The 24,664-nt window shown below is 64.0% G+C and carries 17 protein-coding genes; 15 read left to right on the forward strand and 2 right to left on the reverse strand.

Annotated elements, in window-relative coordinates:
• Nucleotides 1–90 precede the first annotated feature (90 nt).
• The 7 genes from FOY51_RS10205 to gnd all read left to right on the forward strand — a co-directional run bounded on the left by FOY51_RS10205 (nucleotide 91) and on the right by gnd (nucleotide 9,077).
• Complete coding sequence (locus FOY51_RS10205; protein ID WP_149430134.1) at nucleotides 91–1,629, forward strand: amino acid permease; 1,539 nt, start codon at nucleotides 91–93, stop codon at nucleotides 1,627–1,629.
• 5 nt (nucleotides 1,630–1,634) lie between these two features.
• Nucleotides 1,635–2,477: a glutamate ABC transporter substrate-binding protein gene (locus FOY51_RS10210; RefSeq protein WP_149430135.1), complete on the forward strand. Its 843-nt coding sequence runs from the start codon at nucleotides 1,635–1,637 to the stop codon at nucleotides 2,475–2,477.
• Between the two features lie 6 nt (nucleotides 2,478–2,483).
• On the forward strand, nucleotides 2,484–4,334 hold the full coding sequence (locus FOY51_RS10215) for a putative nucleotidyltransferase substrate binding domain-containing protein (RefSeq protein WP_149430136.1): 1,851 nt from the start codon (nucleotides 2,484–2,486) through the stop codon (nucleotides 4,332–4,334).
• Entirely contained in the window at nucleotides 4,331–5,173 is an 843-nt protein-coding gene (locus FOY51_RS10220) for a metallophosphoesterase (RefSeq protein ID WP_149430137.1), read from the forward strand. The genes FOY51_RS10215 and FOY51_RS10220 overlap by 4 nt, the downstream gene beginning before the upstream one ends.
• Nucleotides 5,174–5,235: 62 nt before the next feature.
• On the forward strand, nucleotides 5,236–6,435 hold the full coding sequence (locus FOY51_RS10225; RefSeq protein WP_235916238.1) for an acyl-CoA dehydrogenase family protein: 1,200 nt from the start codon (nucleotides 5,236–5,238) through the stop codon (nucleotides 6,433–6,435).
• Nucleotides 6,436–6,501: 66 nt separating this feature from the next.
• Nucleotides 6,502–7,971 carry a glucose-6-phosphate dehydrogenase gene (gene zwf / locus FOY51_RS10230; RefSeq protein WP_149430138.1) on the forward strand — a complete coding sequence of 490 codons (1,470 nt, stop codon included), beginning with the start codon at nucleotides 6,502–6,504 and terminating at the stop codon, nucleotides 7,969–7,971.
• 71 nt (nucleotides 7,972–8,042) lie between these two features.
• Nucleotides 8,043–9,077 carry a phosphogluconate dehydrogenase (NAD(+)-dependent, decarboxylating) gene (gnd, locus tag FOY51_RS10235; RefSeq protein WP_149430139.1) on the forward strand — a complete coding sequence of 345 codons (1,035 nt, stop codon included), beginning with the start codon at nucleotides 8,043–8,045 and terminating at the stop codon, nucleotides 9,075–9,077.
• A 57-nt stretch (nucleotides 9,078–9,134) separates the two neighbouring features.
• Here the strand turns inward: gnd and FOY51_RS10240 are convergent, their stop codons facing one another.
• Together FOY51_RS10240 and FOY51_RS10245 are read right to left on the reverse strand one after the other, a co-directional pair.
• A complete protein-coding gene (locus FOY51_RS10240) occupies nucleotides 9,135–10,418 on the reverse strand; it encodes an HNH endonuclease signature motif containing protein (RefSeq protein ID WP_149430140.1) in 1,284 nt (427 codons plus the stop codon).
• Nucleotides 10,419–10,552: 134 nt separating this feature from the next.
• Complete coding sequence (locus tag FOY51_RS10245; protein ID WP_235916239.1) at nucleotides 10,553–12,655, reverse strand: glycoside hydrolase family 15 protein; 2,103 nt, start codon at nucleotides 12,653–12,655, stop codon at nucleotides 10,553–10,555.
• 138 nt (nucleotides 12,656–12,793) lie between these two features.
• On the opposite strand from FOY51_RS10245, the gene FOY51_RS10250 reads away from it, so the two are divergent.
• From FOY51_RS10250 to FOY51_RS10285, 8 genes are all read left to right on the forward strand, one after another.
• On the forward strand, nucleotides 12,794–14,821 hold the full coding sequence (locus FOY51_RS10250) for a bifunctional copper resistance protein CopD/cytochrome c oxidase assembly protein (protein ID WP_149430141.1): 2,028 nt from the start codon (nucleotides 12,794–12,796) through the stop codon (nucleotides 14,819–14,821).
• Nucleotides 14,818–15,744, forward strand: a complete 927-nt coding sequence (locus FOY51_RS10255; RefSeq protein ID WP_149430142.1) for a serine/threonine dehydratase — start codon at nucleotides 14,818–14,820, stop codon at nucleotides 15,742–15,744. The genes FOY51_RS10250 and FOY51_RS10255 overlap by 4 nt, the downstream gene beginning before the upstream one ends.
• 159 nt (nucleotides 15,745–15,903) lie before the next feature.
• Nucleotides 15,904–16,356, forward strand: a complete 453-nt coding sequence (locus FOY51_RS10260) for a single-stranded DNA-binding protein (RefSeq protein WP_149430143.1) — start codon at nucleotides 15,904–15,906, stop codon at nucleotides 16,354–16,356.
• A gap of 45 nt (nucleotides 16,357–16,401) precedes the next feature.
• Nucleotides 16,402–18,081, forward strand: a complete 1,680-nt coding sequence (gene ettA, locus FOY51_RS10265; RefSeq protein WP_149430144.1) for an energy-dependent translational throttle protein EttA — start codon at nucleotides 16,402–16,404, stop codon at nucleotides 18,079–18,081.
• Between the two features lie 39 nt (nucleotides 18,082–18,120).
• Complete coding sequence (locus tag FOY51_RS10270) at nucleotides 18,121–18,543, forward strand: acyl-CoA thioesterase (RefSeq protein WP_149430145.1); 423 nt, start codon at nucleotides 18,121–18,123, stop codon at nucleotides 18,541–18,543.
• 87 nt (nucleotides 18,544–18,630) lie between these two features.
• Entirely contained in the window at nucleotides 18,631–23,544 is a 4,914-nt protein-coding gene (locus FOY51_RS10275) for an NAD-glutamate dehydrogenase (RefSeq protein WP_149430146.1), read from the forward strand.
• Complete coding sequence (locus FOY51_RS10280) at nucleotides 23,541–23,984, forward strand: acyl-CoA thioesterase (protein ID WP_290367880.1); 444 nt, start codon at nucleotides 23,541–23,543, stop codon at nucleotides 23,982–23,984. The genes FOY51_RS10275 and FOY51_RS10280 overlap by 4 nt, the downstream gene beginning before the upstream one ends.
• Nucleotides 23,977–24,642 (forward strand): DUF8185 domain-containing protein, encoded by a 666-nt coding sequence (locus FOY51_RS10285; RefSeq protein ID WP_149430147.1) that lies wholly within the window; start codon nucleotides 23,977–23,979, stop codon nucleotides 24,640–24,642. The genes FOY51_RS10280 and FOY51_RS10285 overlap by 8 nt, the downstream gene beginning before the upstream one ends.
• Nucleotides 24,643–24,664 lie beyond the last annotated feature (22 nt).

The following is a 24,664-nucleotide window of genomic DNA, read 5'->3' on the forward strand; positions in this document are numbered from 1 at the left end:
CATTCCGGTTGCCGGTCGTTGGTGTCCGGTTCATGATATTCAGCTACAGGCTGCGTTCTAGCCCTCGAGATCGGGATGGACGGCGGAAGAATGACAGATATCGACACCGCTCAGGCGCCTGGCGGAGGTAACGCCAGTTTCGACGCCGAGCAAGCAGGCTACAAACAATCTTTGAGCAGTCGGCACGTCCAGATGATCGCCATCGGTGGCGCCATCGGAACGGGCCTTTTCCTCGGTAGCGCGTCGCGGTTGCACAGCACCGGTCCGGCCCTGTTGTTCAGCTACGCGTTCGTGGGCCTCGTGTGCTACTTCCTGATGCGGGCGCTGGGCGAACTCGTCCTCTATCGGGCGTCGTCGGGCGCGTTCGTCTCCTACATGCGCGAGTTCTTCGGTGAAAAGGCAGCCTTCTACACCGGCTGGCTGTACTGGATGAACTGGGCACTCACCGGTGTCGCCGAGCTGTCGGCGGTCGGTCTGTACATCCAGCGGTGGTGGCCGAACATGCCGACATGGGCAACGGTGCTGATCGCACTTGCGGTCGTGCTTGCCATCAACCTGTTGTCCGCCAGGGCTTTCGGCGAGTTCGAGTTCTGGGCGGCCATCGCGAAGGTCGGTGCGATCGTCATCTTCCTGCTGGTCGGCATCGTGGTCGTCGGACTTCAGTTGGACGTCGGCGGACACAAGGCCGGTGTGTCGAACCTGTGGAGCAACCCGGGTGGTTTCTGGCCCGCATCCGGCGACTTCATGTGGTACGGACCGATTCTCGTGATGTCGGGCGTGGTGTTCGCGTACGCCGCCATCGAGATGGTCGGTGTTGCGGCAGGCGAGATGGCCGACGCGAAGAAGGAAGTTCCTAAGGCCGTCAACGCCGTCATCTTCCGCATCGCGGTCTTCTACTGCGGCTCGATCCTGCTGCTGGTCTGCATCCTCCCGACCAGCGAGTACAAGTCGGGAATCAGCCCGTTCGTCACGGTCTTCGGGCGAATGGGGCTGGACTGGATGGGCACGGCGATCCAGATCGTCCTCATCATCGCCGCACTGTCCTCGCTGAACGCTGGGTTGTACTCGACCGGTCGAGTGTTGCGCAGCCTCGGCATGGCCAAGCAGGCGCCGAAGTTCACGTTGAAGATGAGCAGCTCGGGTGTTCCGTGGGCAGGCATCGTGATGACGTCGGTCGTGTTCGTGCTCGGTGCCGTACTCAACGCGCTGACCCCGGACGCCTTCGAAATCGCAATCGAAACGACGGCCGTCTGCATCCTGTGCACCTGGGCGACGATCTTCCTGTGTCAGTTGCGATTACGCCATCTGAGCGACCGAGGAGTCATTCCGCCCAGTTCGTTCCAAGCGCCCTTCTCGCCGTGGTCCAGCTACTTCGGTCTGGCGTTCCTGGTACTCGTTCTGCTCGGTATCGCCGTCTCCGGTTGGCAGTCGTCGCCGTACTTCTGGCACAAGACCGGCTTCATCGTCGTGGTGATCGGCTTCCCGATCGTGCTGGTACTACTCGAAGTCGGTTGGCGCGCAGTCAAGGCGAAGGTGATCGCCAATACCGGCGGCAAGATCCAAAGTCTGTGGACCGACGACGGTCCGCGGTATCCGAGTACGACGTCCACATCCACGACGGAGGGCTGACCGAGATGAGCATTCGAACTCGGCGTCACGCCAAAGTTGCGGTGGCTCTGTTGGCTTCGGTGTTGGTCGTCTCCGCCTGTTCCTCCGGCGGCGATCGCTCGGCGCCGACCGACAACGGAGCCAGCGGTGATGCGAAGATCACCATCGGAATCTCCGATGACGAGCCGGGACTGGCCGACAAGGACGGTTCGTCCTACAAGGGCTTCGACATCGATACCGCGAACTTCGTCGCAGGCAAGCTGGGTGTTCCGACCCAGAACATCGTCTGGAAGCCGGTCGATCAAGGTGAGCGCATCTCTGCCTTGACCAGTGGTGACGTCGACCTCGTCGTGTCCACCTTCTCGATCACCGCCGATCGCGAAAAGCAGGTCTCGTTCTCCAAGCCGTATTACGTTGCGCACCAAGATCTTCTGATACGGCGCAACGACGACACGATCACCAGCCCGGAGACGTTGGATGGAAAGGTCCTCTGCGCTGCATCGGGGACCACGTCTGCGGACTATGTGAAGGCCAACTACAGGGGCAAGATCACGCTCCGCGAGGTTCCGTCGTGGTCGGAATGCGTGCGCAACCTCGCCAACGGTGACGTCGACGCGGTCTCGACCGACGACTTGATCCTGGCAGGGTTTGCCGCGCTACCCGAGTACAAGGGCGTGCTGCGCCTGATCGGCAAGGGCTTCACCGACGAGAACTACGGCATCGGCGTCAAGAAGGGTGACACGGAGCGGGTCGACAAGGTGAACGCTGCACTCGCGGACTATGTTTCGTCGGGTGCGTGGAAGAAGTCGCTCGACACCTGGTTCGTCCCGTCGGGCTACAAGATTCCCGACCCGCCGTCGTTCGGCTGATTGCTGTTGACCGAGTCGCTTGCCGAGTTGCTCGGCACCGCAGATCCGTTCGATGGACTGGCACCGCCGGAGTTGGAGGCGATCGCCGCTGCGTCGACGCTTCGTGACTACGCGCTCGGCGAGGTCGTGATCGACGCCTTCGCCGAGCAGTCCGGCGATGTCTTCTTCGTCGTCAGCGGCGGCGTGGAACTGTGGACCGGCGTGGACGCCTCCGGACCGGCCGACGATCGGCTCGGTCCGGGTGGCGTGTTCGGCTACTCGGCGATGCTCATCGAGAGTTCGATCGGGCCGCGTGTCGTCGCGTCCGCTCCGTCGCGGATCGCCCAGATTCCGGGTGACAGCGCGACCATCGCCTTCGTCACGCGGAAGGGAGCGCGATATCTGGCGAAGCGGATCGTGAGATGGAGTACCAGCCCCAGACCGTCGAGTGTCTCCGCGGGTGTCGAGGATCTGCTGCGTGCCCAGCCGCTCGTCGTAGCCTGCGATGCGACCGTCGCAGATGCGGCCCGCGACATCGGTGCCGACGGGCGCGGTTACGCGGCGGTTCGACTGCCCGACGGCAACCACCGGTTGGTCACGGATGCGTCGTTGCGGCAACGCGTGATCGTCGACGGGGTGCCGGGTAGCGCACCGGTCACCGAAGCACTCGACTCCACACCACCGGTCGCGGTCGGCGGTGACAGTGCCGCCGAACTGCTGCTCGCAATGCTCGACCGGGGCGCGCAGTTCGTCGTGGTCACCGATCGCGACGGCGCGTTGCGGGGCGTCGTTTCGCTGCGGGATGTGTTCGCGTCACCGATCAAGGTCGACATCTCGTTGCACGAACGGTTGCGATCGGCGACGACCGTCGACGATCTCGTCGATAGGGCACATGCCCTTCCGGGTCTGCTCGGCGATCTGCTCGCCAGCGGGTTGACCGCGACCAAGGTGATCGCCGTCAACGCGACGATGCGAGACGCCCTGGTTCGGCGAGCAATCGAGCTGACCTTCGCCGACCACCCCGAGCTCAGCACCGATGATTTCACGTTGCTGCTGTTGGGCAGCCATGGCAGGCGCGAGGCCGTGCTGTCCTCCGACATCGACTCTGCCGTCGCCTTCCTCGACGCGACACCCCCTGCGACGGTCGTCGCGTGCCGCGGCGTCTTCGCCGAGATCGGCGGTGTGCTGTCGCGCGCGGGACTTGCGAAAGACGAGCACGGCACCAACGCGAGCAAGCCCCTGTTCTGTCGCACCAACGCCGAGTGGCGATCGGCCGCATCCGATTGGATTGCGAAGCCCGAGGCGGACCGCGGTGCGATCATGACCTCGCTGATGGTCGACGGTCGCCCGATCTACGGCGACCCGGGCCTACCGCCCGCCACTGCCGTGATCGGCGATCTTCGCAGGCATCCTGGGACGTTGCGGCTACTCCTCGAGGACGCGCTTGCGCGCCGAGCCAGGCTGCGATTCGCGCGCGATGCACTACGCCTACGACCCCAACGGGTCGACCTCAAGCGCGATGCCATCCTGCCGGTGGTCAACCTCGCGCGGTGGGCTGCGCTGAGTTCCGGTTCGGTCGCGACCGGAACGGTCGACCGTATTCGGGCGGCTGCGGGATCACCGGCTCTGCCCGAAACCCGAGCACGGTCTTTGATCGAGGTTTTCGAAGCGCTCGCGCAGATCAGGCTGCGCTACCAGCTGATTCAGCTGGAGGAGGGCAGTAGCCCGGCAGATTCGGTCACAATGGAGCGGATGTCTCCTATCGATCGCTCCGTAGTAGCCCAAGCTGTCCGCGAGGTCGCCGCCGCCCAGCGGCGGGCGGCCAACATTTCCAACTGGGTCGACACTGACGAGTTGGTTGCGCCGCCCGGACGATGACCGCTTCTCTCACACCCAGCCGGGTTGCCGTGATCGGCGACGTCGGCGGGCACGTAGACACCTTGCGCTCCGAGCTGACCCGGCTAGGTGCAGACCCTCGGACGGGGGTGCTGCCTGCCGATCTCGTCGTGATCCAAGTCGGCGACCTGGTTCATCGCGGTCCCGACTCGGACGGTGTAGTCGAACTGGTCGACGGCTACCTCACGGAGCAACCGAACAACTGGGTGCAACTGGTCGGCAACCACGAAATGCTCTATCTGCGCGAGCCGGCATTCCTCTGGGACGAGTATGTCGCCGAACCGACGGAGGAGGCGCTGATTCGGTGGTGGCGAGAGGGTTCGATGCGGGTCGCCGCCTCGTTCCGCACTCCCGACGCCGAATACCTCGTGACCCACGCAGGATTGACCGCGGGCATGTGGCGGGCCGCGCTCGGGACGCCGATCGAGGCGGCAACGGCGGCGAGGGGGCTCAACGACTTGATCGGCCGACGCGACGGTGTGATCGCACGTGGCGGGGTGATGTTGCGCGGTCATCGAGTCAATCAGGGCGCCGGTCCACTGTGGGCCGACGCCGCCCGCGAACTGGTCCCGAGTTGGTCGCAGACACGGATGTCGTTCAGCCAGATTCATGGGCATTCCACCCTGACCGACTGGAGCACCGGCACCTTTCGAGCAGGGGCGCCGATCGAAGCTGTCACCGAAATCGACCGGCGGTTACGGCACGAAACCACGACTCTCGGCGGCGGAACCATCGTCGGAATCGACCCGTGTCTCGGCACCGACGGTGGGTGTCCGCTGCGAGCGTGGGAAAGCGCGATCGTCGGCCCGGTCGTCAGTTGACGGTTGCGATCGGACGCTTCTGGGCACTCCGAATCCAACGGTCGTCGATCTGGAGGTAGTTCGTGTCCACAACCCAGCAGAAGTTCGATCCGCTCGCAGCGGCGGGGGATTTCTACGACATCAGGGGCCAACTCGATCCAGGGGAGCGGACGGTCGTGGACGGCGTGCGCGACTACATGGAGCGTGAGGTCGCACCGATCATCAACGACTTCTGGGGGCGCGCCGAGTTCCCTCGGAAGGCCGTCTGGGGGTTGCGTGACCTCGGCATCACCGGGTCGCAGTTCGACGAGCACGGTTGTCCCGGCATGAGCAATCTGGCGAGCGGCTTGATCTCGATGGAGATCTCCCGGGTGGACCCGTCGGTCGGCACGTTCTTCGGGGTGCACAGTGGCCTGGCGCTCGGGTCGATAGTGCTCTGCGGAGACGAGGAACAGAAGGCCGAGTGGATCCCGAAGTTGTTGAGCTGGGACAAGATCGGGGCATTCGGGCTGACCGAGATCGAAACCGGATCCGGCGTGGCGCTCGGTTTGCAGACGACCGCGACGCGCGACGGTGACAGTTGGCTGCTGAACGGCAACAAGAAGTGGATCGGCAACGGCACCTTTGCGGATGTGATCGTCGTCTGGGCGCGCGACGTCGAAGACGATCAGGTGAAGGGCTTCCTGCTCGAAACGCCTGCCGAGGGGTTCACCGCCGAAAAGATCGAAGGCAAGGTCGCGTTGCGCGCCGTCGAGAACGCTGTCCTGCGATTCGACAATGTCCGTGTTCCCGAGACACATCGGCTACAGCGGGCCAACTCGTTCCGCGACACCGCGAAGGTGCTTCGGCTGACCCGAGGCGGCGTCGCCTGGAACTCCGTCGGCTGTGCGATGGGCGCCTACGAAGCGGCTCGTGCCTACGCAATTCGGCGCGAGCAGTTCGGCCGGCCGATTGCCAGTTTCCAGTTGATCCAAGATCTGCTCGCCAGAATGCTCGCGGGCATCACGGCCAGTCAGTGCGTGGCCAGTCGACTCTCGGCGCTGCAGGAAAACGGCAAAGTGTCCGAGCAGCAGGCGGCAATGGCAAAGATGTACTGCACGACGCGGACCCGTGAGGTGGTCCAGTGGGCTCGGGAAGTGATGGGTGGCAATGGAATCCTTCTCGAAAACGATGTGGCTCGGTTCTTCGTGGATTCCGAAGCGCTGTACTCGTACGAGGGGACACGCGAGGTTAATTCGTTGATCGTCGGCCGTGCCATCACTGGCTATGGCGCGTTTGTCTAGGACTGTCGACAGTCGATCTGAGCATCCGGCCAGCGAAACCCGACCGAGGGTGGCACGATAACCCGAGTGACCGAACATGCGGCGCAAGACCATGCTTATGCAGACAAATTTCGCACTGCACCGCACGTCATCGTGCTTTTCGGTGCGACGGGGGACCTTGCGAGACGCAAGTTGCTTCCAGGAATGTTCCATCTGTCGATCTCCAATCTGACACCTGATGTCCGGATTGTCGGAACCTCGTTGGAGGACATCGACGACGAAGCGTTCCGCGCGATCGCGAAGAAGGCTTGCCACGAGTTCTCCACTCGGGAAATAGATCCGGAAGATTGGGATCGGTTCGAGAAGAACCTGCGATATGTGCCGCAAGGTGGGGGACCGAAGGCGTTGGCGGCTGCCGTCGCCGAGCAGGAGAAGGCTCTCGAAGGCGATGTGCGCCTGCTGCACTATCTGAGCGTGCCGCCGAAGGCCGCAATGGCTGTGTTGCAGATGCTCGACGAGGCGAAGCTGGTCAAGCGGTCGCGCATCATCATGGAGAAGCCGTTCGGTACCGACCTGGAAAGCGCGACCAAGCTCAACGCCGCGATCCACCAAACCTTCGACGAGTCGCAGGTTTTCCGCATCGATCACTTCCTCGGCAAGGAGCCGGCCCAGAACATCCTGGCGTTCCGCTTCGCCAACGGACTGTTCGAGCCGATCTGGAATCGCAACTTCATCGATCACATTCAGATCGATGTGCCGGAGAAGCTGTCGCTGGAAGGGCGGGCCGCCTTCTACGAGCCCACCGGGGCGTTCAAGGACATGGTGGTCACCCACCTGTTCCAGATCCTTGCGTTCATGGCGATGGAGCCGCCGACGGCGCTGGCGTCCGGCGCGATCAGCGAGGAGAAGAACAAGGTCTTCCGTTCGATGCGTCTGCTCGATCCGCGCGAGGTGGTGCGCGGCCAGTACCGCGGTTACCGCGACGCACCGGGGGTGTCACCGGAATCGGATACCGAGACGTTCATCGCGCTCAAGGCGGAGATCGACAACTGGCGCTGGGCGGGTGTCCCGTTCTACCTCCGCACAGGTAAGTGTCTTGCCGAGGGGCAGCGCATCATCTCGATCGCGTTCCGGGAGCCGCCGAAATCGATGTTCCCCGCCAACTCCGGCGTCGGCGCGCATGGTCCGGATCACCTGACGTTCGACTTGGCCGACGCATCCAAGGTCTCGCTGTCCTTCTACGGCAAGCGACCGGGACCCGGTATGCGACTGGACAAGCTGAGCTTGCAGTTCGCGCTGCAGGAGACGGACCGCGCAGGCGACGTGCTCGAGGCGTACGAGCGCTTGATCCTCGACGCGATGAACGGGGATCACACCCTTTTCACCACCGCCGAGGGCATCGAACGGCTGTGGGAGGTGTCCGCTCCGCTGCTCAACGATCCACCGCCGGTGAAGGGTTACGACGTCGGCTCGTGGGGTCCCAACGCCATCCACCAGCTGATCGCACCCCACGCGTGGCGCTTGCCGTTCGAACGGGTGTGGCGGGCAAAGAAATAACACGGCGCACAACAACACAACTCGTCACTCGCACACGCCGTGATCGCGGCACTCGCTGAAGGGGATTCGCAATGCAGTTGGGAATGGTAGGACTCGGCCGGATGGGCGCAAACATCGTGCGCCGCATCGTCAAGGACGGCCACACCGCCGTGGTCTTCGATACCAACGCCGACACGGTGAAAAGCCTGGAGGCCGAGGGTGAGGGCGGCAGCATCAAGGGCACGACCGACCTCGCCGAATTTGTTGCCGCACTGGAGAAGCCACGCGTGGCCTGGGTGATGATCCCCGCAGGCATCACCGGCAAGGTCATCGATCAACTCGCGGAGTTGCTGGAAGAGGGCGACATCATCATCGACGGCGGCAACAGCCGCTACCACGAGGACATCAAGCGGGCGAAGGCGTTGCAGCCCAAGGGTATCCACTACGTCGACATCGGCACCTCGGGTGGCGTCTTCGGCCTCGCGCGCGGGTTCTGCCTGATGGTCGGCGGCGAAACACCTCAGGTCGAGCACCTGGATTCGCTGCTGAAGTCGATTGCTCCCGGCATCGGAACCGCCGAGCGCACACCCGGACGCGAGGGCGACCCGTCGACGGCGGAGCAGGGCTACCTGCACTGCGGTCCCGCTGGTGCGGGACACTTCGTGAAGATGGTGCACAACGGCATCGAGTACGGCGCAATGGCCGCCTACGCCGAGGGCCTGAACATCTTGCACAAGGCCAACATCGGATCGCGTTCGGCCAGCGAGTTCTCGGCGGAAGAGACCCCGCTGGAGCAGCCTGAGCTCTACCAGTACGACATCGACGTTCCCGAGGTGACCGAGGTGTGGCGCCGCGGATCCGTCGTCGCGTCGTGGCTGCTGGACCTCACGGCTGCGGCATTGCACGCCGATCCCGAGTTGAAGTCCTTCGGTGGCCGGGTCTCCGACTCCGGCGAGGGACGCTGGACCATCGATGCCGCGATCGACGAGGGTGTGCCGGTGCCGGTGCTCGCGGCATCGCTGTTCCAGCGGTTCTCCTCGCGCGGCGAGGCTCTCTACGCCGATCAGGTGCTCTCCGCCATGCGCCACGCATTCGGTGGGCACAACGAGCTGCCGTCCAAGTCGTAGTTCGAACGCACGACGGTTCCGCATCGGTCACCGATGCGGAGCCGTTCTGTGTAGTTGTCAGACCCGTACGGGTGTGCCGCGGTTGTTGGCGGGTATGGGTTCTCGGAATCGGTCTCGTTGCACGGGTGGGATGAACCAGGGGTGCCGGTCGTCGCCGATGATGACGTCCCAGCCGCTGTGATGGATCATGCGGTGATGAAACCGGCAGAGCAGGACCAGATTATCCAGATCGGTGGGTCCGCCGTCTGCCCAGTGTTTGACATGATGTCCGTCGCACCAGGATGGGGGTCGTCCGCAGCCAGGAAAGGCGCAGCCGTGATCCCGAGCGACCAACGCGCGCCGCAGTTTTCGGGAAATCACTTTGGTGGTTCTGCCGAGGTCGATCGGGGTGCCGTTCTCGTCCAACAAGATCGGTGAGAGGGTGCAGTCACAGGCCAGGCGGCGAACCGTGTCGACAGACAGGGGCCCCGTCCACGGCGTCCACCCGACATCCGTGGCGGCGAACATCTCGTCGTAGGCGCCACGATCCGCAGCGGGCTTCTCTGAGCCGGACTTGTCGACGAGGTCGTGGGCGTTGATGTGGACGTGTAGGTGCGGGCGTTCGTTGCCTTCGTCGGGCCCGCTCGCGGCATCGTGGTAGCGGCGCAGCACCTCGGTCAACGCGTCCGCGCGGCGTTGGGCTGGGGTGCGTCGGTCGGGTTCGGCATCGGAGTCGGGTCGCGGTTTCGACAACGGGGACAACGCGGAGAGCAGCATCTCCCCGGTCTCGGCATCGACATCACCCTTGAGCACGACCCGCCCGTTGCTGGTGGGAGAGGCGAAGAATTCGTTGCGGTCGACATCTTCGGCGGGTGGCGGATCATCGGTTTCGAAGACTTGCTTCAGTTTCGCGATCGCACCGCGCAGCACCCGGGTGTCCCGATCTTTCGCGGCGTCGACGAGGAACTTCAGGGCGGCGGGTGCCGCCTCGGCAGGCATCGCCGCCGGGGGTCGTTCCATGAACGAAATGATCATCGCGGCGTGATCGGCGCAGATGTCGTCGGCCTCGTACGCCGCCCGCACCTCCGGACTACTCCGCAGAGCATCCGCGCGCCGTTCGATCCGGACCGCCTCACGGGTGTTCAAAGAGGTGCTGCACGCCAACCAGGCGGCGACACTGGTGTATCCGGACGGGACGGCACCGCGCTCGTTCATGTCGCTGATCAACCGGTACCGCAGCGCTTCGAGACCATGAATCGCGGAGCAGACATCGATGAGTGACGACGCCAACGCGTCGTCGGTCAGCTGCCACGACTCGCGGCTCACCGACCTGATCTCCTCGAGAATCTCCCCTAACCCCATGCCCGAATTGTATCGAGACCCTCCGACAAGAATCATCTGAAACTGTTGGGGCCCTTGGGATTAAAGCGACGCGCAGTGTGAGTGAAGTTGGGTGCTCTGGCACCCAACTTCACTCACAGGCGGCGTTGCCGCTGCTACGGGCTCGACGAATGCGCCGGCTGAAATTCGCCCGACTCCGCCTGCTGTTCCGCCCGAATCACATGCACCACAGCGTTGATCAAAGCCAGGTGAGTGAATGCCTGCGGGAAGTTGCCCAGGTGTCGGCCGGTCCGCGTATCGATCTCTTCCGCATAGAGCCGTAGCGGACTCGCGAACGCCAGCAGGCGTTCGCACAGTTGCTTGGCCCTGCGCAGCTCGCCGACCTCGACCAGTGCGGACACCAGCCAGAACGAGCAGATCGTGAAGGTGCCTTCCTCGCCGGAGAGGCCGTCGTCCGTCTCTTCCACCTTGTAGCGCAGCACGAGGCCGTCGACGGTGAGTTCGTCGGCGATCGCGAGAACCGTTGCCTTGACACGTGCATCGTTCGATGGCAGGAAGCGGACCAACGGAATCAGCAGCGCCGACGCGTCCAATGGGTCGGCTCCGTAGACCTGCGTGAAGACCCCGCGCTTGTCGACGCCGTTCGTGAGAATGTCTTCCTTGATCCTGTCCGCGATGGCGGCCCACTCACGGGCGTACTGCTTTTCGCCGTGCATCAATGCGAGCTTCGCGCCGCGATCGAGTGCCACCCAACACATCACCTTCGAGGACGTGAAGTGCTTGGGCGCACCACGCACCTCCCAGATGCCGCGGTCGGGCGCTTCCCAGTTCTTGATGGCTTCCTCGACCTGAGTCTTGAGGATCGGCCACAGCCGTTCGGGAACGTGCTCGCGAGAACGCACATGCAGGTACACAGAGTCCAGCATCGTGCCCCAGATGTCGTGCTGCTCTTGGTTGTACGCGCCGTTGCCGATGCGCACCGGCCGAGCCTCGTCGTAGCCGCTGAGGTGATTTAGCTCGGACTCTTCCAGCATGCGCTCGCCGCCGAGGCCGTACATCACCTGTAGCGGTCGCGATTCGCCGTTCTCGTCCAATGCCACGTCGGAGATGAAGGCGAAGAAGTTGTTGGCTTCGCGATCGAGTCCGAGTGTGTAGAGACCCCAGAGGGCGAAGGTCGAGTCGCGCACCCACGCAAAGCGATAGTCCCAGTTACGTTCGCCGCCAGGTGTTTCCGGCAGTGACGTAGTCGACGCAGCCATCAGCGCGCCGGTCGGTGCGTAGGTAAGTCCCTTCAGTGCAAGCGCGCTCTGCTGCAGATAGCCGCGCCACGGATGATCCGGGAACTTTCCGATGGTGATCCACTGACGCCAACACTCGGAGGTCTGCCACATCTTGGCGGCGGCTTCCTCCTGCGTCTTCGGTGCAGGCAGTGGCGACCACGACAGTGCGACGAAGGCCTCGTCACCCTCCACCATCCTGGTGCGCGCCTGCGCCTCTCGGCCTTCGAGCCCGAGGCGCAGGTTCGACGTCAGCTTCAACGTCGGCTGGCTGCCGTCGGCGCTACCCGCACAGGTCGCAGTCGCCTCTTCGTAGACCGTGCCGGAGTACTCCCACTTCGCTGTCTGTCGGAAGTAGTCGAAAGCCGGCTCGCAGTTGACTTCCAATTCCACTGTTCCGCTGACACATTTGACGGTGCGCAGCAATACGTGCTCGGCGTCCCAGTCGGTGGGTGTTCGACGGTGCGTCTTCGAGCGTTTGTCCGTGTTGTGCCACGCGCCCATCACCAGTGCGTCATGCACCACCAGCCAACCGGTTTCGGTCTGCCATGTGGTTTCGACGATCAGCCCGCCGGGGCGATAGTGGCGAGCGGCAGGCACGTTCTGACCGTACGGTCCGAGCCGAAAGTGTCCCGCACCGCGATCGAGTATTGCCCCGAAGACGCTGGGGGAGTCAGGGCGCGGCACGCACATCCACTCGACCGCTCCGTTCGGGGCGATGAGCAGAGTGGTCTCGCAATCGGAGAGAAACGCGTACTCGTCGATCGGCGGGAACGGGCTTCGTTTGGAGTGAGCGAGATCCAGCGCACCGTCGTTGGCTTCGCCTGGCACTACCGCCTCGCCGAGCTTCGCGGCTTCTGCCTCCGCGATCTCGTGATCGATGAAGGTCTGTGTGGAGTCAGGTACCGAGCTCGCGTTCGCTTCTCGGTCTGCGCTGGCAGGCGCGGCACGTTTTGTTGCGGGTTTCTGGGCGGTTGCCATGCGCTACATCATCAGCGCCGATGGCGACGGTGTCTCGAGATTGCTCTACATCAGGTAGTCCCGAATTGCCAAATCGCGCAAACCAGTCGCGCGGCAGCCGGGATCGGTGGATCCTTCCGACCGATCTACCCTGTCTGTATGGCAGCACCCGAGCTCACGCAGTCCTCGACGACGGAGCGAGCGACACACACGAGTTCGACAGCACTTCTGATCGTCGGCGCACTCATCGCGGGCGCGGTTGCCGCACTGGTCGTCGGCTTCTCTGCCGCGCACGCACTCGTTCTTCTCGGCATCCCAGATCCGGGACCGCTGACCACGTACGGACTTCCCGCGATGCGTGCGATCGGCGAAGGGGCAGGCGTCGTCACGATCGGCTCGTTGCTCCTGGCATCTTTTCTGGTGCCGCCGCAGAGCAACGGCGTTTTGGATGTCGACGGCTACCGTGCCTTGCGCATGGCGTCTAACGCGGCCGTCGTGTGGGCGATCTGTGCGGCCGCTCTCGTGCCTTTGACGTTGTCCGACACCTCCGGACAGCCGTTGCGCACTGCGCTGAACCCGAGCACTCTCTGGAACTCGATCGGGCAGGTCGAACTTGCCGGCGCGTGGCGCTGGACGGCCATCCTGGCCGTACTCGTCGCCATCGGAGCGCGACTGGTACTGCGTTGGGCCTGGACACCGGTGCTTTTCGGGCTCGCCGTTTTCACACTGATGCCGCTCGCGGTGACCGGCCACTCGTCTGCCGGCGGGTCCCATGACTTGGCTACCAACAGCCTGATCCTGCACCTGGTTGCGGCGTCCCTGTGGGCGGGCGGGTTGTTCGCGCTCCTCGCGCATGCGATGCGCAACGGAAAGCACACCGACATCGCCGCCCGACGCTTCTCCGCGGTGGCAGGCTGCGCGCTGGTGGTGATGGCGGCGAGCGGCGTGCTCAACGCATTGGTGCGGGTCCCGGTGAGTGACGTGTTCACCACCACCTACGGGCGGCTGATCGTTGCCAAGGCTGTCGCGCTGGTGCTGCTGGGGATGCTCGGCTTCGCTCAGCGCCGTCGGTCCTTGCCCGCGCTCGCAGCGGACCCGACATCGCGCGCGCAGCTCATCCGATTTGCCGGCGTCGAGGTCCTGCTGTTCGCCGCCACGATCGGGCTGGCAGTCGGACTCGGTCGCACGCCGCCGCCTGCCGATGTCGCCTTGCCGACGGTCACCGAGGCGGAGCTCGGCTACAACCTCGACGGCCCACCCACGGTAGGTCGGCTGCTCTTCGACTGGCGCTTCGACGTGATCTACGGAACAGCAGCGATCATCATGGCGCTGTTGTATCTGCGTGGCGTTCGCACCATGCGGGCGCGCGGCGACAAATGGCCGCTCGGTCGCACGGTGTCCTGGGTCCTCGGCTGTCTGGTGCTGTTGGTGGCCACGTCGTCGGGCTTCGGTCGCTATTCGCCCGCCGTGTTCAGCGTGCACATGGGCATGCACATGGCGTTGTCGATGCTTGCGCCGGTGCTGCTGTCGCTCGGTGGTCCGATCACCTTGGCGTTGCGCACACTGCAACCCGCGGGCAAGGACGGGGTTCCCGGCATCCGCGAGTGGCTGTTGGCGGCCTTGCACAGCCCGGTCTCGCGCTTCCTCACCCAGCCGATCGTTGCGGCCGTCCTGTTCGTCGGCGGCTTCTACGCGCTCTACCTCGGCGGCATCTTCGGTGCCACGGTCGACTCGCATACGGCGCACTTGCTGATGAACGCGCACTTCCTGTTCAGCGGCTACCTGTTCTATTGGGTGGTGATCGGAATCGATCCGGCACCCCGGATCATCCAGCCGATCACCAAGGTCGCCATGGTGTTCGGGTCGTTGCCCTTCCACGCGTTCTTCGGTGTCGCATTGATGAGCATGGATACCGTGATGGGCGGCTGGTTCTACCGCAGTCTGGGGCTGAGCTGGAACTCCGACCTGCTTGGCGATCAGCGACTCGGTGGTGGAATCGCCTGGGCGACGGGCGAAATCCCGTTGGTCTTGGTGATGCTGTCGCTGTTGATTCAATGGTCGCGCAGCGACGAGCGGGCGGGCCGCCGAATCGACAGGGCCGCCGAACGCGACCATGATGCCGATCTTGCCGCGCACAACGCGATGTTCGCCGAATTGGCGCGTAGGGATCGTGAAGGTCGACTGTGATCGGCCGATCGGACGTGCTCGCCGCGAGCGAGCGACTTGTCGGTCGCGTCCGGCGTACGCCGGTTCTCCAGACTACGGTGATCACCGACCGCGGTGACGACGTGCCGGTGGCACTGAAACTCGAATACCTGCAGGCAGGTGGATCTTTCAAGATTCGCGGCAGCCTCAACGCATTGCTCGCCGCGGCGACGCCCCCCGAAAGGGTCGTGATCGCGTCCGGCGGCAACGCGGGCATCGCAGCCGCGATCGCGTCGAGGCAGCAGCAGATTCCATGCGTGGTCGTTGTGCCGACCACCGCTCCGCATGCGAAAGTGCAAGCGCTGCAAGGATTGGGCGCCGAGGTGGTGTTGCACGGCGACCGCTACGCCGATGCGTTCCAGCGCGCAACCGACATCGCCACCGAGCAAGGCGCTCTGCAACTCCACGCCTACGACCTACCCGATGTCGTGGCCGGCGCAGGTGTGATCGGACTCGAAATCGCAGAGCAAATACCCGCCTGCACTTCGATACTCGTAGCCGTCGGCGGCGGGGGACTGGTCGCCGGAATCGCGGCGGCAACCGGTGACGGGGTCAAAATCGTCGGCGTCGAGCCGACCGGAATACCGACGCTGCATGCGGCGCTCGCGGCGGGCACCCCGGTCGACGTGAACGTGAACAGCATCGCGGCAGATGCGTTGGGCGCCAGCCGCCTCGGTACCATCGCGATGGACGTGGTGCAGCGCCGCGGCGTCGAATCCGTGCTGGTCGACGACGCCGCCATCGTGGCCGCGCGTCGTCAGCTGTGGGAGCGGTATCGCATCGTGGTGGAGTTGGCGGGAGCGACTGCATTGGCCGCAATCATCTGCGGCGCTTACGTTCCCGCCCCCGACGAACATCCGGTAGTCGTCCTGTGCGGTGCGAACACCGACCCGGCGGCGCTGTAGCAGAGCACCCCGACACATTTCGCTGCCGCAGGCCTCCGCAACGGCGGTTGTTCACAATCGAGCAGTTTGTCCACAGATTGGCCGCGCGCCGTATTTCGGTCGGTTGTCGGTTCACGCTTGGTGGCAGCGACGCACTCGGCGTCGCGTAAGGGGGCGGACATGTACGAGGCACACGCGGGAATCGTCGGAACGGTCATCACCAATCCGATCAAGCGGACCACGCCGAGCGGCGAGGAGGTGCTGAGCTTTCGGATGGCGAGCAACTCCCGCAGGCAGGACCGCGCGACCGGAGAATGGCTCGACGGCGGAACGCTGTACCTGACGGTCACGTGCTGGCGTCGGCTGGTCACCGGTGTGGGGGCGTCGATCATGCGGGGTGACCCGATCATCGCCTACGGGCAGTTGCGCACCAACGAATACACGACGCGCGACGGTGTCGAACGAGCCGATCTGGAAATGCGCGCCAGCGCCGTCGGCCCTGATCTGGCTCGATGCATCGTGAAGTTCGACAGGCCCAAGACGATCGAACTCGACATCACGTCGGTCGACAACGACGCCACCGCGGATTCGTCGGCGGAACGAGGCCGCGAGCAGGAGCCCGTAGCGGTATAGGCGGCGCGTTGGGACCGACCGATCGGCACCGATAGGCTGGTCGCCATGGCGGAGTTCATTTACACGATGAAGAAGGTGCGCAAGGCGCACGGCGACAAAGTCATCCTCGATGACGTCACGATGAGCTTCTACCCGGGCGCCAAAATCGGTGTGGTCGGCCCCAACGGTGCAGGTAAGTCCAGCATCCTCAAGATCATGGCCGGCATCGACCAGCCGGGCAACGGCGAAGCTTTCCTGGCGCCGGGCGCCTCGGTCGGCATTCTTATGCAGGAGCCGCAACTCGACGATTCCAAGACGGTTCGTGAGAACGTCGAAGAAGGTCTCGGCGAGACGATGGTGCAGCTCAAGCGCTACAACGAGATCGCCGAGCTGATGGCGACCGACTACTCCGACGAGCTCATGGAAGAGATGGGCGATCTGCAGGAGAAGCTCGATCACGCCGATGCGTGGGAGATCGACTCACAGCTCGAGCAGGCGATGGACGCGTTGCGTTGCCCGCCGCCGGAGTCGCCGGTCACCAACCTCTCCGGCGGTGAGAAACGACGCGTCGCGCTGTGCAAGCTGCTGCTCAGCAAGCCCGACCTGCTGCTGCTCGACGAGCCGACCAACCACCTCGACGCCGAGAGTGTTCTGTGGCTGGAGCAGCACCTCGCCGCCTACCAGGGCGCCATCCTCGCCGTCACCCACGACCGGTACTTCCTCGACCACGTCGCACAGTGGATCGCCGAGGTGGACCGCGGCCACCTGTACCCGTACGAGGGCAACTACTCCACGTACCTGGAGAAGAAGGCCGAACGCCTCGAAGTGGCAGGAAAGAAGGACCAGAAGCTGCAGAAGCGGCTCAAGGACGAGCTCGCCTGGGTTCGCTCCGGCGCGAAGGCTCGGCAGGCGAAGAGCAAGTCGCGTCTGGCCCGCTACGACGAGATGGTTGCCGAAGCGGAGAAGACCCGCAAGCTCGACTTCGACGAGATCCAGATCCCGAACCCCCCACGTCTCGGCGACGTGGTGGTGGAGGTCAAGAACCTGGACAAGGGCTTCGACGGTCGCGTGCTGATCAAGGATCTGTCGTTCACGTTGCCGCGCAACGGCATCGTCGGCGTGATCGGCCCCAACGGTGTGGGTAAGACCACGCTCTTCAAGACCATCGTCGGGCTCGAGGAGCCGGACGGCGGCGAGGTCAAGATCGGGCAGACGGTGAAGCTCAGCTACGTCGACCAGAACCGCTCCGGCATCGACCCGAAGAAGACGGTGTGGGAGACGGTCTCCGACGGCCTCGACTTCATCACCGTCGGCAACTCCGAGTTCCCGTCGCGTGCCTACATCAGCTCGTTCGGTTTCAAGGGTCACGACCAGCAGAAGCCGGCAGGCGTGCTCTCCGGTGGTGAGCGAAATCGGCTGAACCTGGCGATGACGCTCAAGCAGGGCGGCAATCTGATCCTGCTCGACGAGCCGACCAACGACCTCGACGTCGAAACCCTCGGCTCGCTGGAGAACGCTCTCGAAGAGTTCCCCGGTTGCGCCGTCGTGATCTCGCACGACCGCTGGTTCCTGGACCGCACCTGCACGCACATCTTGGCGTGGGAAGGCGGATTCGGCGACAACGAGGCAGCCTGGTACTGGTTCGAGGGCAACTTCGAAGGCTACGAAGCGAACAAGGTGGAGCGGCTCGGCCCGGATGCGGCGCGTCCGCACCGCGTCACCCACCGCAAGCTCACCAGGGACTGACTTCAGCGGGGCGAGCGAAGCGACGGGGGCATTGACACTGTGGGTAAGACGTTCACCTGTGAGATCGGGATCAGGTGGGGCGATTCCGATCGACTAGGTCATGTCAACAACACCAAATACTTCGAGTACGCGCAGGAATCGCGGGTCCGCTTCTACGCCGAATGTGGCTTCAAGAGAGGCGGACTCGCGAATCATTCGGTGGTGTTGCGGCAGACATCGATGGAGTTCATCCGGCCGCTGACGGACAAGTCCGGACCGTTGAGCATCGAGACGGTGGTGCGCAGCATCGGTGGATCGTCGTATTCGATGACGCACACCATGGCCGATGTCGACGGCGTCTTATGTGCGGTTGCGAGCGTTGTCATGGTCGGTTTCGATGCACACACGCAGACCTCGCGAACGCTCGGCGAGAGCGAGCGTGCGGCACTCGCCGACTACCTGGTGGATGGCTCCGCTCCCTGACCGGAAAGGCCCACTTCCCGACTGTTCACGCGACTAGTGTCGAGGGCGCGCCAAAAGCGAGTCGAGCAGATCGGAGAGTGGGCTGAAATGACCGCGTCACCAGGGGTATCCGACACCGAGTGGGCGAAGCTGCCCGCTGCGCTACGTGCGGACCTGGACAAACTCGAGGAAGCCTATTTCCGGCACGTGGATGCCGGGGATGCCGAGTGCGCGGTTGCCGCGTCGTCGGCCGATGTGTTCCGCGAGCATGTGGAACTCGGCATGGTTCGGCGCGAGGGTGTCGCGGTGTCGCGGGTGTATCGGCCGGAATCCGGGTCCGATCTCGGTGCGGCAGTACAGATCGTCACCGACGACATGCCGTTGCTGGTGGAGTCCGTGACGTCGACGTTGTCGCGCTACGGCGTGACGCTCAGCGAAGTCATTCACCCGATCTTCGAAGTAACGCGCGGCACCGACGGAACGCTGACGCACATCTCGGCACACGAGGTGGATCATCGGGGCGGCGGCGGGTCGGACGGGAAGCTCGAATCCTGGATGCATCTGCAGCTTCACCCCGCTACCGACGCGGCCGTTCTCGACGAGATCGAGACGGCAATCCCCGATGTGCTCGCCGATGTCCGGCAGGTGGTCGGCGACACCGAAGCGATGCGCAAGGTCCAACACGATCTTGCCGACGAACTCGACCTGGCCGCGAAGAAGGGAGCGAGCGGCTACCCGGCCGAAGAACTGACCGAATGCGCAAACCTGTTGCGCTGGTTGGCCGAAGGCCATTACACGGTGTTGGGGTACAGCCGATTCGAACTCGACGGCTCTAATACGTCGGGCTCTCGCGAGCAAGCGGTCGGGACGACGGGTCTCGGCCTGATGCGACCGGAGGTGCGGTCGGCGCCGCACGACTTGCCGGTCCCGGTGTCCAGCAAGGATCGCCCGCTGCTGGTGCTCACGCAAGGGTCTGTCCCCGCGACGGTGCATCGGTCGGTTTACCCCTATTTCGTGGGTGTCGCGGTGTTCGACACCGCAGGCAACGTAGTGGGCGAGCACCTGTTCGTCGGAGTGTTCACCGTGACCGCGTTGCACGAGAACGTCCTCGACATTCCGGTGATCGAGGGCCGAGTGCGGCACGTCATCGAGCGAGCAGGCTTCGACATCAACTCGTTCTCCGGGCAGGCGATGCTGGAGGTCATCCAGTCGTTCCCCCGGACCGAACTGTTCTCCTCGGACGCCGAAGCGTTGTTCACCACCACGTCGTCGGTACTCAACGTCGGTCTGCGCCGCCAGGTTCGGCTGTTCCTGCGCGAGGACTCGTTCGGCCGATTCGTGTCCTGCCTGGTCTACCTGCCGCGTGATCGCTACACCACCCGGGTGCGCCTCGAAATGCAGGACATTCTGGTTCGTGAGCTGGGCGGCACATCCATCGAGTATTCGGCGCGAGTCACCGAATCCGATTTGGCCAACGTGCATTTCACAGTTCGACGCTCGGACGAAGACGTCGCGACCGCGGTCGACACGTCGGAGTCGAATCGTCAACGCATCCAGGAACTCCTCGCTCAGGCCAGCCGGACGTGGGACGACTATCTGGGCGACGAGGTCGCGACCATGCCGTCGGTGCTGCCGACGCTCGCACAGCACTACGCCGACGCGTTCCCGGAGGGCTACAAGCAAGACTTCGAGCCACGTCGCGCACTCGCCGACATCGTTCGGCTGGAAAAGCTCGACGAGGGTGCAATCGATCTGTACCTGTATCGAAATCAGCAGGCGGACAAGGGGCACTGGCGCTTCACCCTCTACATCGGTGGCGCCGGGGTGTCGCTGAGCCAGGTGCTTCCGGTGCTGCAGAGCCTCGGCGTCGAGGTGCTCGATGAGCGCCCGTATCAGGTGAGTCCGTTGGGCGGCCAGGAACGCTGGATATACGACTTCGGTTTGGTCGCAACACCGGAACTGCTTCGCGGCTCGCTGGATCAGGACATGGACTCGTCGTTGCTCGAGAAGGTCGGCCCCACCGAGGCCGAGCTGGGTCTGCAATCGCGGTTCACCGAGGCGTTCGGTGCCGTGTGGCACGGACTTGCCGAGGCAGACAGCTTCAACGAACTGGTGCTGCGCGCCGGCCTGCATTGGCGCGAGGCCGCCATGCTGCGTGCCTACGCGAAATACTTGCGGCAGGCCAACTTTCCGTACAGCCACGCCAACATCGCGCGCGTGTTGCTGACCAATCCGGATACCGCCCGGCTGTTCGTCGAACTCTTCGATGCCATGTTCGATCCCGACGCGGCGTCGAGTGAGCATGCGCTGGCGATAGAAGGACAACTGCGGACCAGAATCGACGAAGTGGTCAGCCTCGACGTCGACCGCATTCTGCGCGCGATACTCGGTCTCATCAAGGCGACTCTGCGCACAAACTACTTCGTGCTCGATGCCGCCGGCGCGTCCAAGCCGTTTCTGTCCTTCAAGGTGGAGCCGCGCGAAATCGCGGAGCTCCCGAAACCCAAACCGCAGTTCGAAATCTTCGTGTATTCGCCGCGAGTGGAGGGCGTGCATCTACGGTTTGGCCCGGTGGCCCGCGGTGGTCTGCGGTGGTCCGATCGCCAGGAGGACTTCCGAACGGAGGTCCTGGGTTTGGTGAAGGCGCAGGCAGTGAAGAACGCCGTGATCGTGCCGGTCGGCGCGAAAGGTGGCTTCGTCGTGAAGAATCCGCCTGCGCCGACGGACGACGCGGCGGCGGACCGCCAGGCGTTCCGCGACGAAGGCATTGCGTGCTACCGGCTGTTCATCTCCGGACTGCTCGACATCACGGACAACGTGGATCGGGTCAGCGGCGCTGCGGTTGCGCCTACGCGGGTGGTGCGCCGCGACGGCGACGACACTTATCTGGTTGTTGCCGCGGACAAAGGCACGGCGACGTTCTCCGATATCGCCAACGGTGTGGCGCTGGACTATGGTTTCTGGCTCGGTGACGCCTTCGCGTCCGGCGGCTCCGTCGGCTACGACCACAAAGCGATGGGCATCACGGCGAAGGGCGCGTGGGAAAGCGTCAAACGTCATTTCCGAGAGATGGACATCGACACCCAGTCCCAGGAATTCACTGTGGTGGGTGTCGGCGACATGAGCGGTGACGTGTTCGGCAACGGCATGCTGCTCAGCGAACACATCCGACTGGTCGCCGCATTCGATCACCGACACATCTTCTTGGATCCCAATCCTGTTGCGGCTCCGGCATTTGCGGAGCGCAAACGTATGTTCGCGCTGCCACGGTCGTCCTGGGCCGACTACGACACGTCGTTGATCAGCGAGGGCGGCGGCGTCTGGGACAAGACGCGAAAGTCCATTCCCATCAGCCAGCAGGCGCAGGTTGCGCTGGGGTTGGGGCCCGACGTGACATCGCTGTCACCCCCGGAAATGGTTAAGGCGATCCTGCTGGCGCCGGTCGACCTGCTGTGGAACGGGGGTATCGGCACCTACATCAAGGCAGGTACCGAGGCCAACGCGGACGTGGGCGACAAGTCCAACGACGCAGTTCGTGTGAACGGCAAGGACATCCGCGCCCGGGTGATCGGCGAAGGCGGCAACCTGGGTGCCACCGCCCTCGGCAGGATCGAATTCTGCGAAAACGGCGGCAAGATGAATACCGACGCCCTCGACAACTCCGCGGGTGTGGACTGCTCCGACCACGAAGTGAACATCAAGGTGCTCCTCGACCGACTGGTCAGCAGTGGCGAACTCGCCGAGGCGGACCGAAATCCGTTGCTGGCGTCCATGACCGACGAAGTGTCGAGGTTGGTGCTCGACGACAACATCTCGCAGAACTATCTGATGGGCCTCTCGCGTGCCGACGCCGCCGCGATGCTGAGCGTTCATCGGCGCGTAATCGGGGACCTGGAGCGCAATCACGGACTCGACCGAGAGTTGGAAGCGCTGCCGTCGGAGGTGGAGATCGCCAAGCGGCTGCAGGAGTCGCGAGGCCTCACCTCGCCGGAACTGTCGAACCTGATGGCGCACGTGAAGTTGGCGCTCAAGGACGACCTGCTCGCCAGTGAGCTGACCGAAATCGAGGTGTTCGCCAGGCGCCTCCCTGTGTATTTCCCTGTGCCGCTGCGTGATCGGTTTGCCAAAGCGATCAAAGCGCATCCGCTGCGCAGGCAGATCGTGGCAACGATGCTCGCGAATCAGGCAATCGATCTCGGCGGCATCACCTACGCGTTCCGCTTGCTCGAGGAGGCGGGGGCAAGCAGCACCGACTCGATCCGTGCGTACACGGCTGCGGTGGACATCTACGATCTGCATTCGATGTGGAACACCATCCGAAGCGCCGATGTGTCCGCATCGATCGCGGACGAGTTGGAACTCGAGACCAAGCGCATGCTCGATCGTGTGTCGCGGTGGTTGCTGACCAATCGACCGCAGCCGATCGCGGTCGGCGCCGAGATCAACAGGTACGGCAGGGGAGTGCGTGAACTCGCGCCGCTGGTGCCCAGTTGGTTGAAGGGTCATCGCTCGTCGAATCAAGAAGATCGGGCGGCGTCGATCATCGAACGTGGAGCGCCACGCGACCTTTCGCTGCAAGTTTTCGGATTGCTCGATCTGTACCCGCTGCTCGACATCATCGACATTGCGGACATCACCAACAGCGAGGGTGTGGAAGTCGGCGAGCTGTACTACGCCCTCGACGGTCACCTCGGCGTCGACTGGCTGCTCACCGCGGTGTCACACCTCGAGCGCGGCGATCGTTGGCATGCCCTGGCGCGCTTGGCATTACGTGACGATTTGTACGGCTCGCTGCGATCGTTGACGCTGGACGTGCTGGTCGCCGGCGACCCGGATGAGTCGCCGGAAGACAAGATCGCATACTGGGAGTCGACAAATCAGTCCCGGCTCGGCCGAGCCAGGACGGCACTGACGGAGATTTTCGAGTCCGGCACCCACGACCTGGCAACGCTTTCCGTAGCCGCGCGACAGATCAGAAGCATGGTGAGCGGGGTCGGCTCCCAATCGGAGGTATCGCGTTGACGCAGGAGCACCAAGCGAATCCACCGTTCGGTTTTCACACCAAGGTGGAGGTTCGCTGGTCCGACATGGACGCGTTCCAGCACATCAACCATGCCCGCATGGTGACACTGCTGGAAGAAGCGCGCATTCCGTGGCTCTTCTACGACGACCGGCCGACCAAAGGATTGCGTGAGGGCGCGGTGCTGGTGGACCTGCACGTTCAGTACAAAGGGCAATTGCGCCACGACGACACGCCGCTCGACATCGTCATGTGGGTGGACCGGCTGCGGGCGGTGGATTTCACTGTCGGATACGAGGTTCGGCCTGCAGGTGCGCCTGCGGACTCTGCGCCGGGCGTGACGGCAACGACGCAGATCGCGGCCTTCGACATGAAAGGCCAACGCCTGCGCCGCTTCTCGCCGGAGGAGAAGGCCTACTTGGAGAGCTGGAAGCGTGAATGAACGCTTTCTTGTCATCGGCGATCCTGCCGAACGGGAAAATCTCTCCTCTTTCGTGAGCAGGGCCCTCCGGCTCGACGAGGCTGTGGTGGTCCGGCTGCGTCGCCGCAGTGAAGAACAGTTCGAGGCGTGGGCTACAACAGGATTCGACACCTTGGCGTCAAGAGTGATCGGCGGCGAGCTGAACCCGCGCGACACCACCGTCGCAGGCGACGCGCTTCGGCTGGGACTCGGTGCGCCGAAAGACGATCCGATCCCGCTCGGGTATTCGATGGACTCGGCGTGGCGCGGAGCCTTACCGCCCGACACCGGCTTCACCCACATCGACGATCTGCCTGCACGCGCCCTCGTCGAACTCGCCCAGCGCGGTGTCGCGCTTGCCAAGGAACACGGCAGCAATCAAGGCCCGCCGGTGTCGCTGCTCGATCAGGAAGTGGTGGAGGTGACTGGCGCCGGCGACAACGTCGGGATCAGCATGCGCGTCGTTTTCGCCTTGACCGCAATGGGATTCATCCCCGGCGGCGACGACGTGCAGCGGATAGACGCCGCCGAGTTGGTGCGCGTACGGGCGACCAAGTCCTGGTTGCGGCTGGACGCGCGGTTCGGGTCGGTCAACAAGCGTCGTGGCGGCGACATCCCATTGCTGGTCGGCCCGCCCTGAGAAGCAGTGTCAGACCAGCCAC

Source organism: Antrihabitans cavernicola (assembly GCF_008297975.1).
GTDB lineage: Bacteria > Actinomycetota > Actinomycetes > Mycobacteriales > Mycobacteriaceae > Antrihabitans > Antrihabitans cavernicola.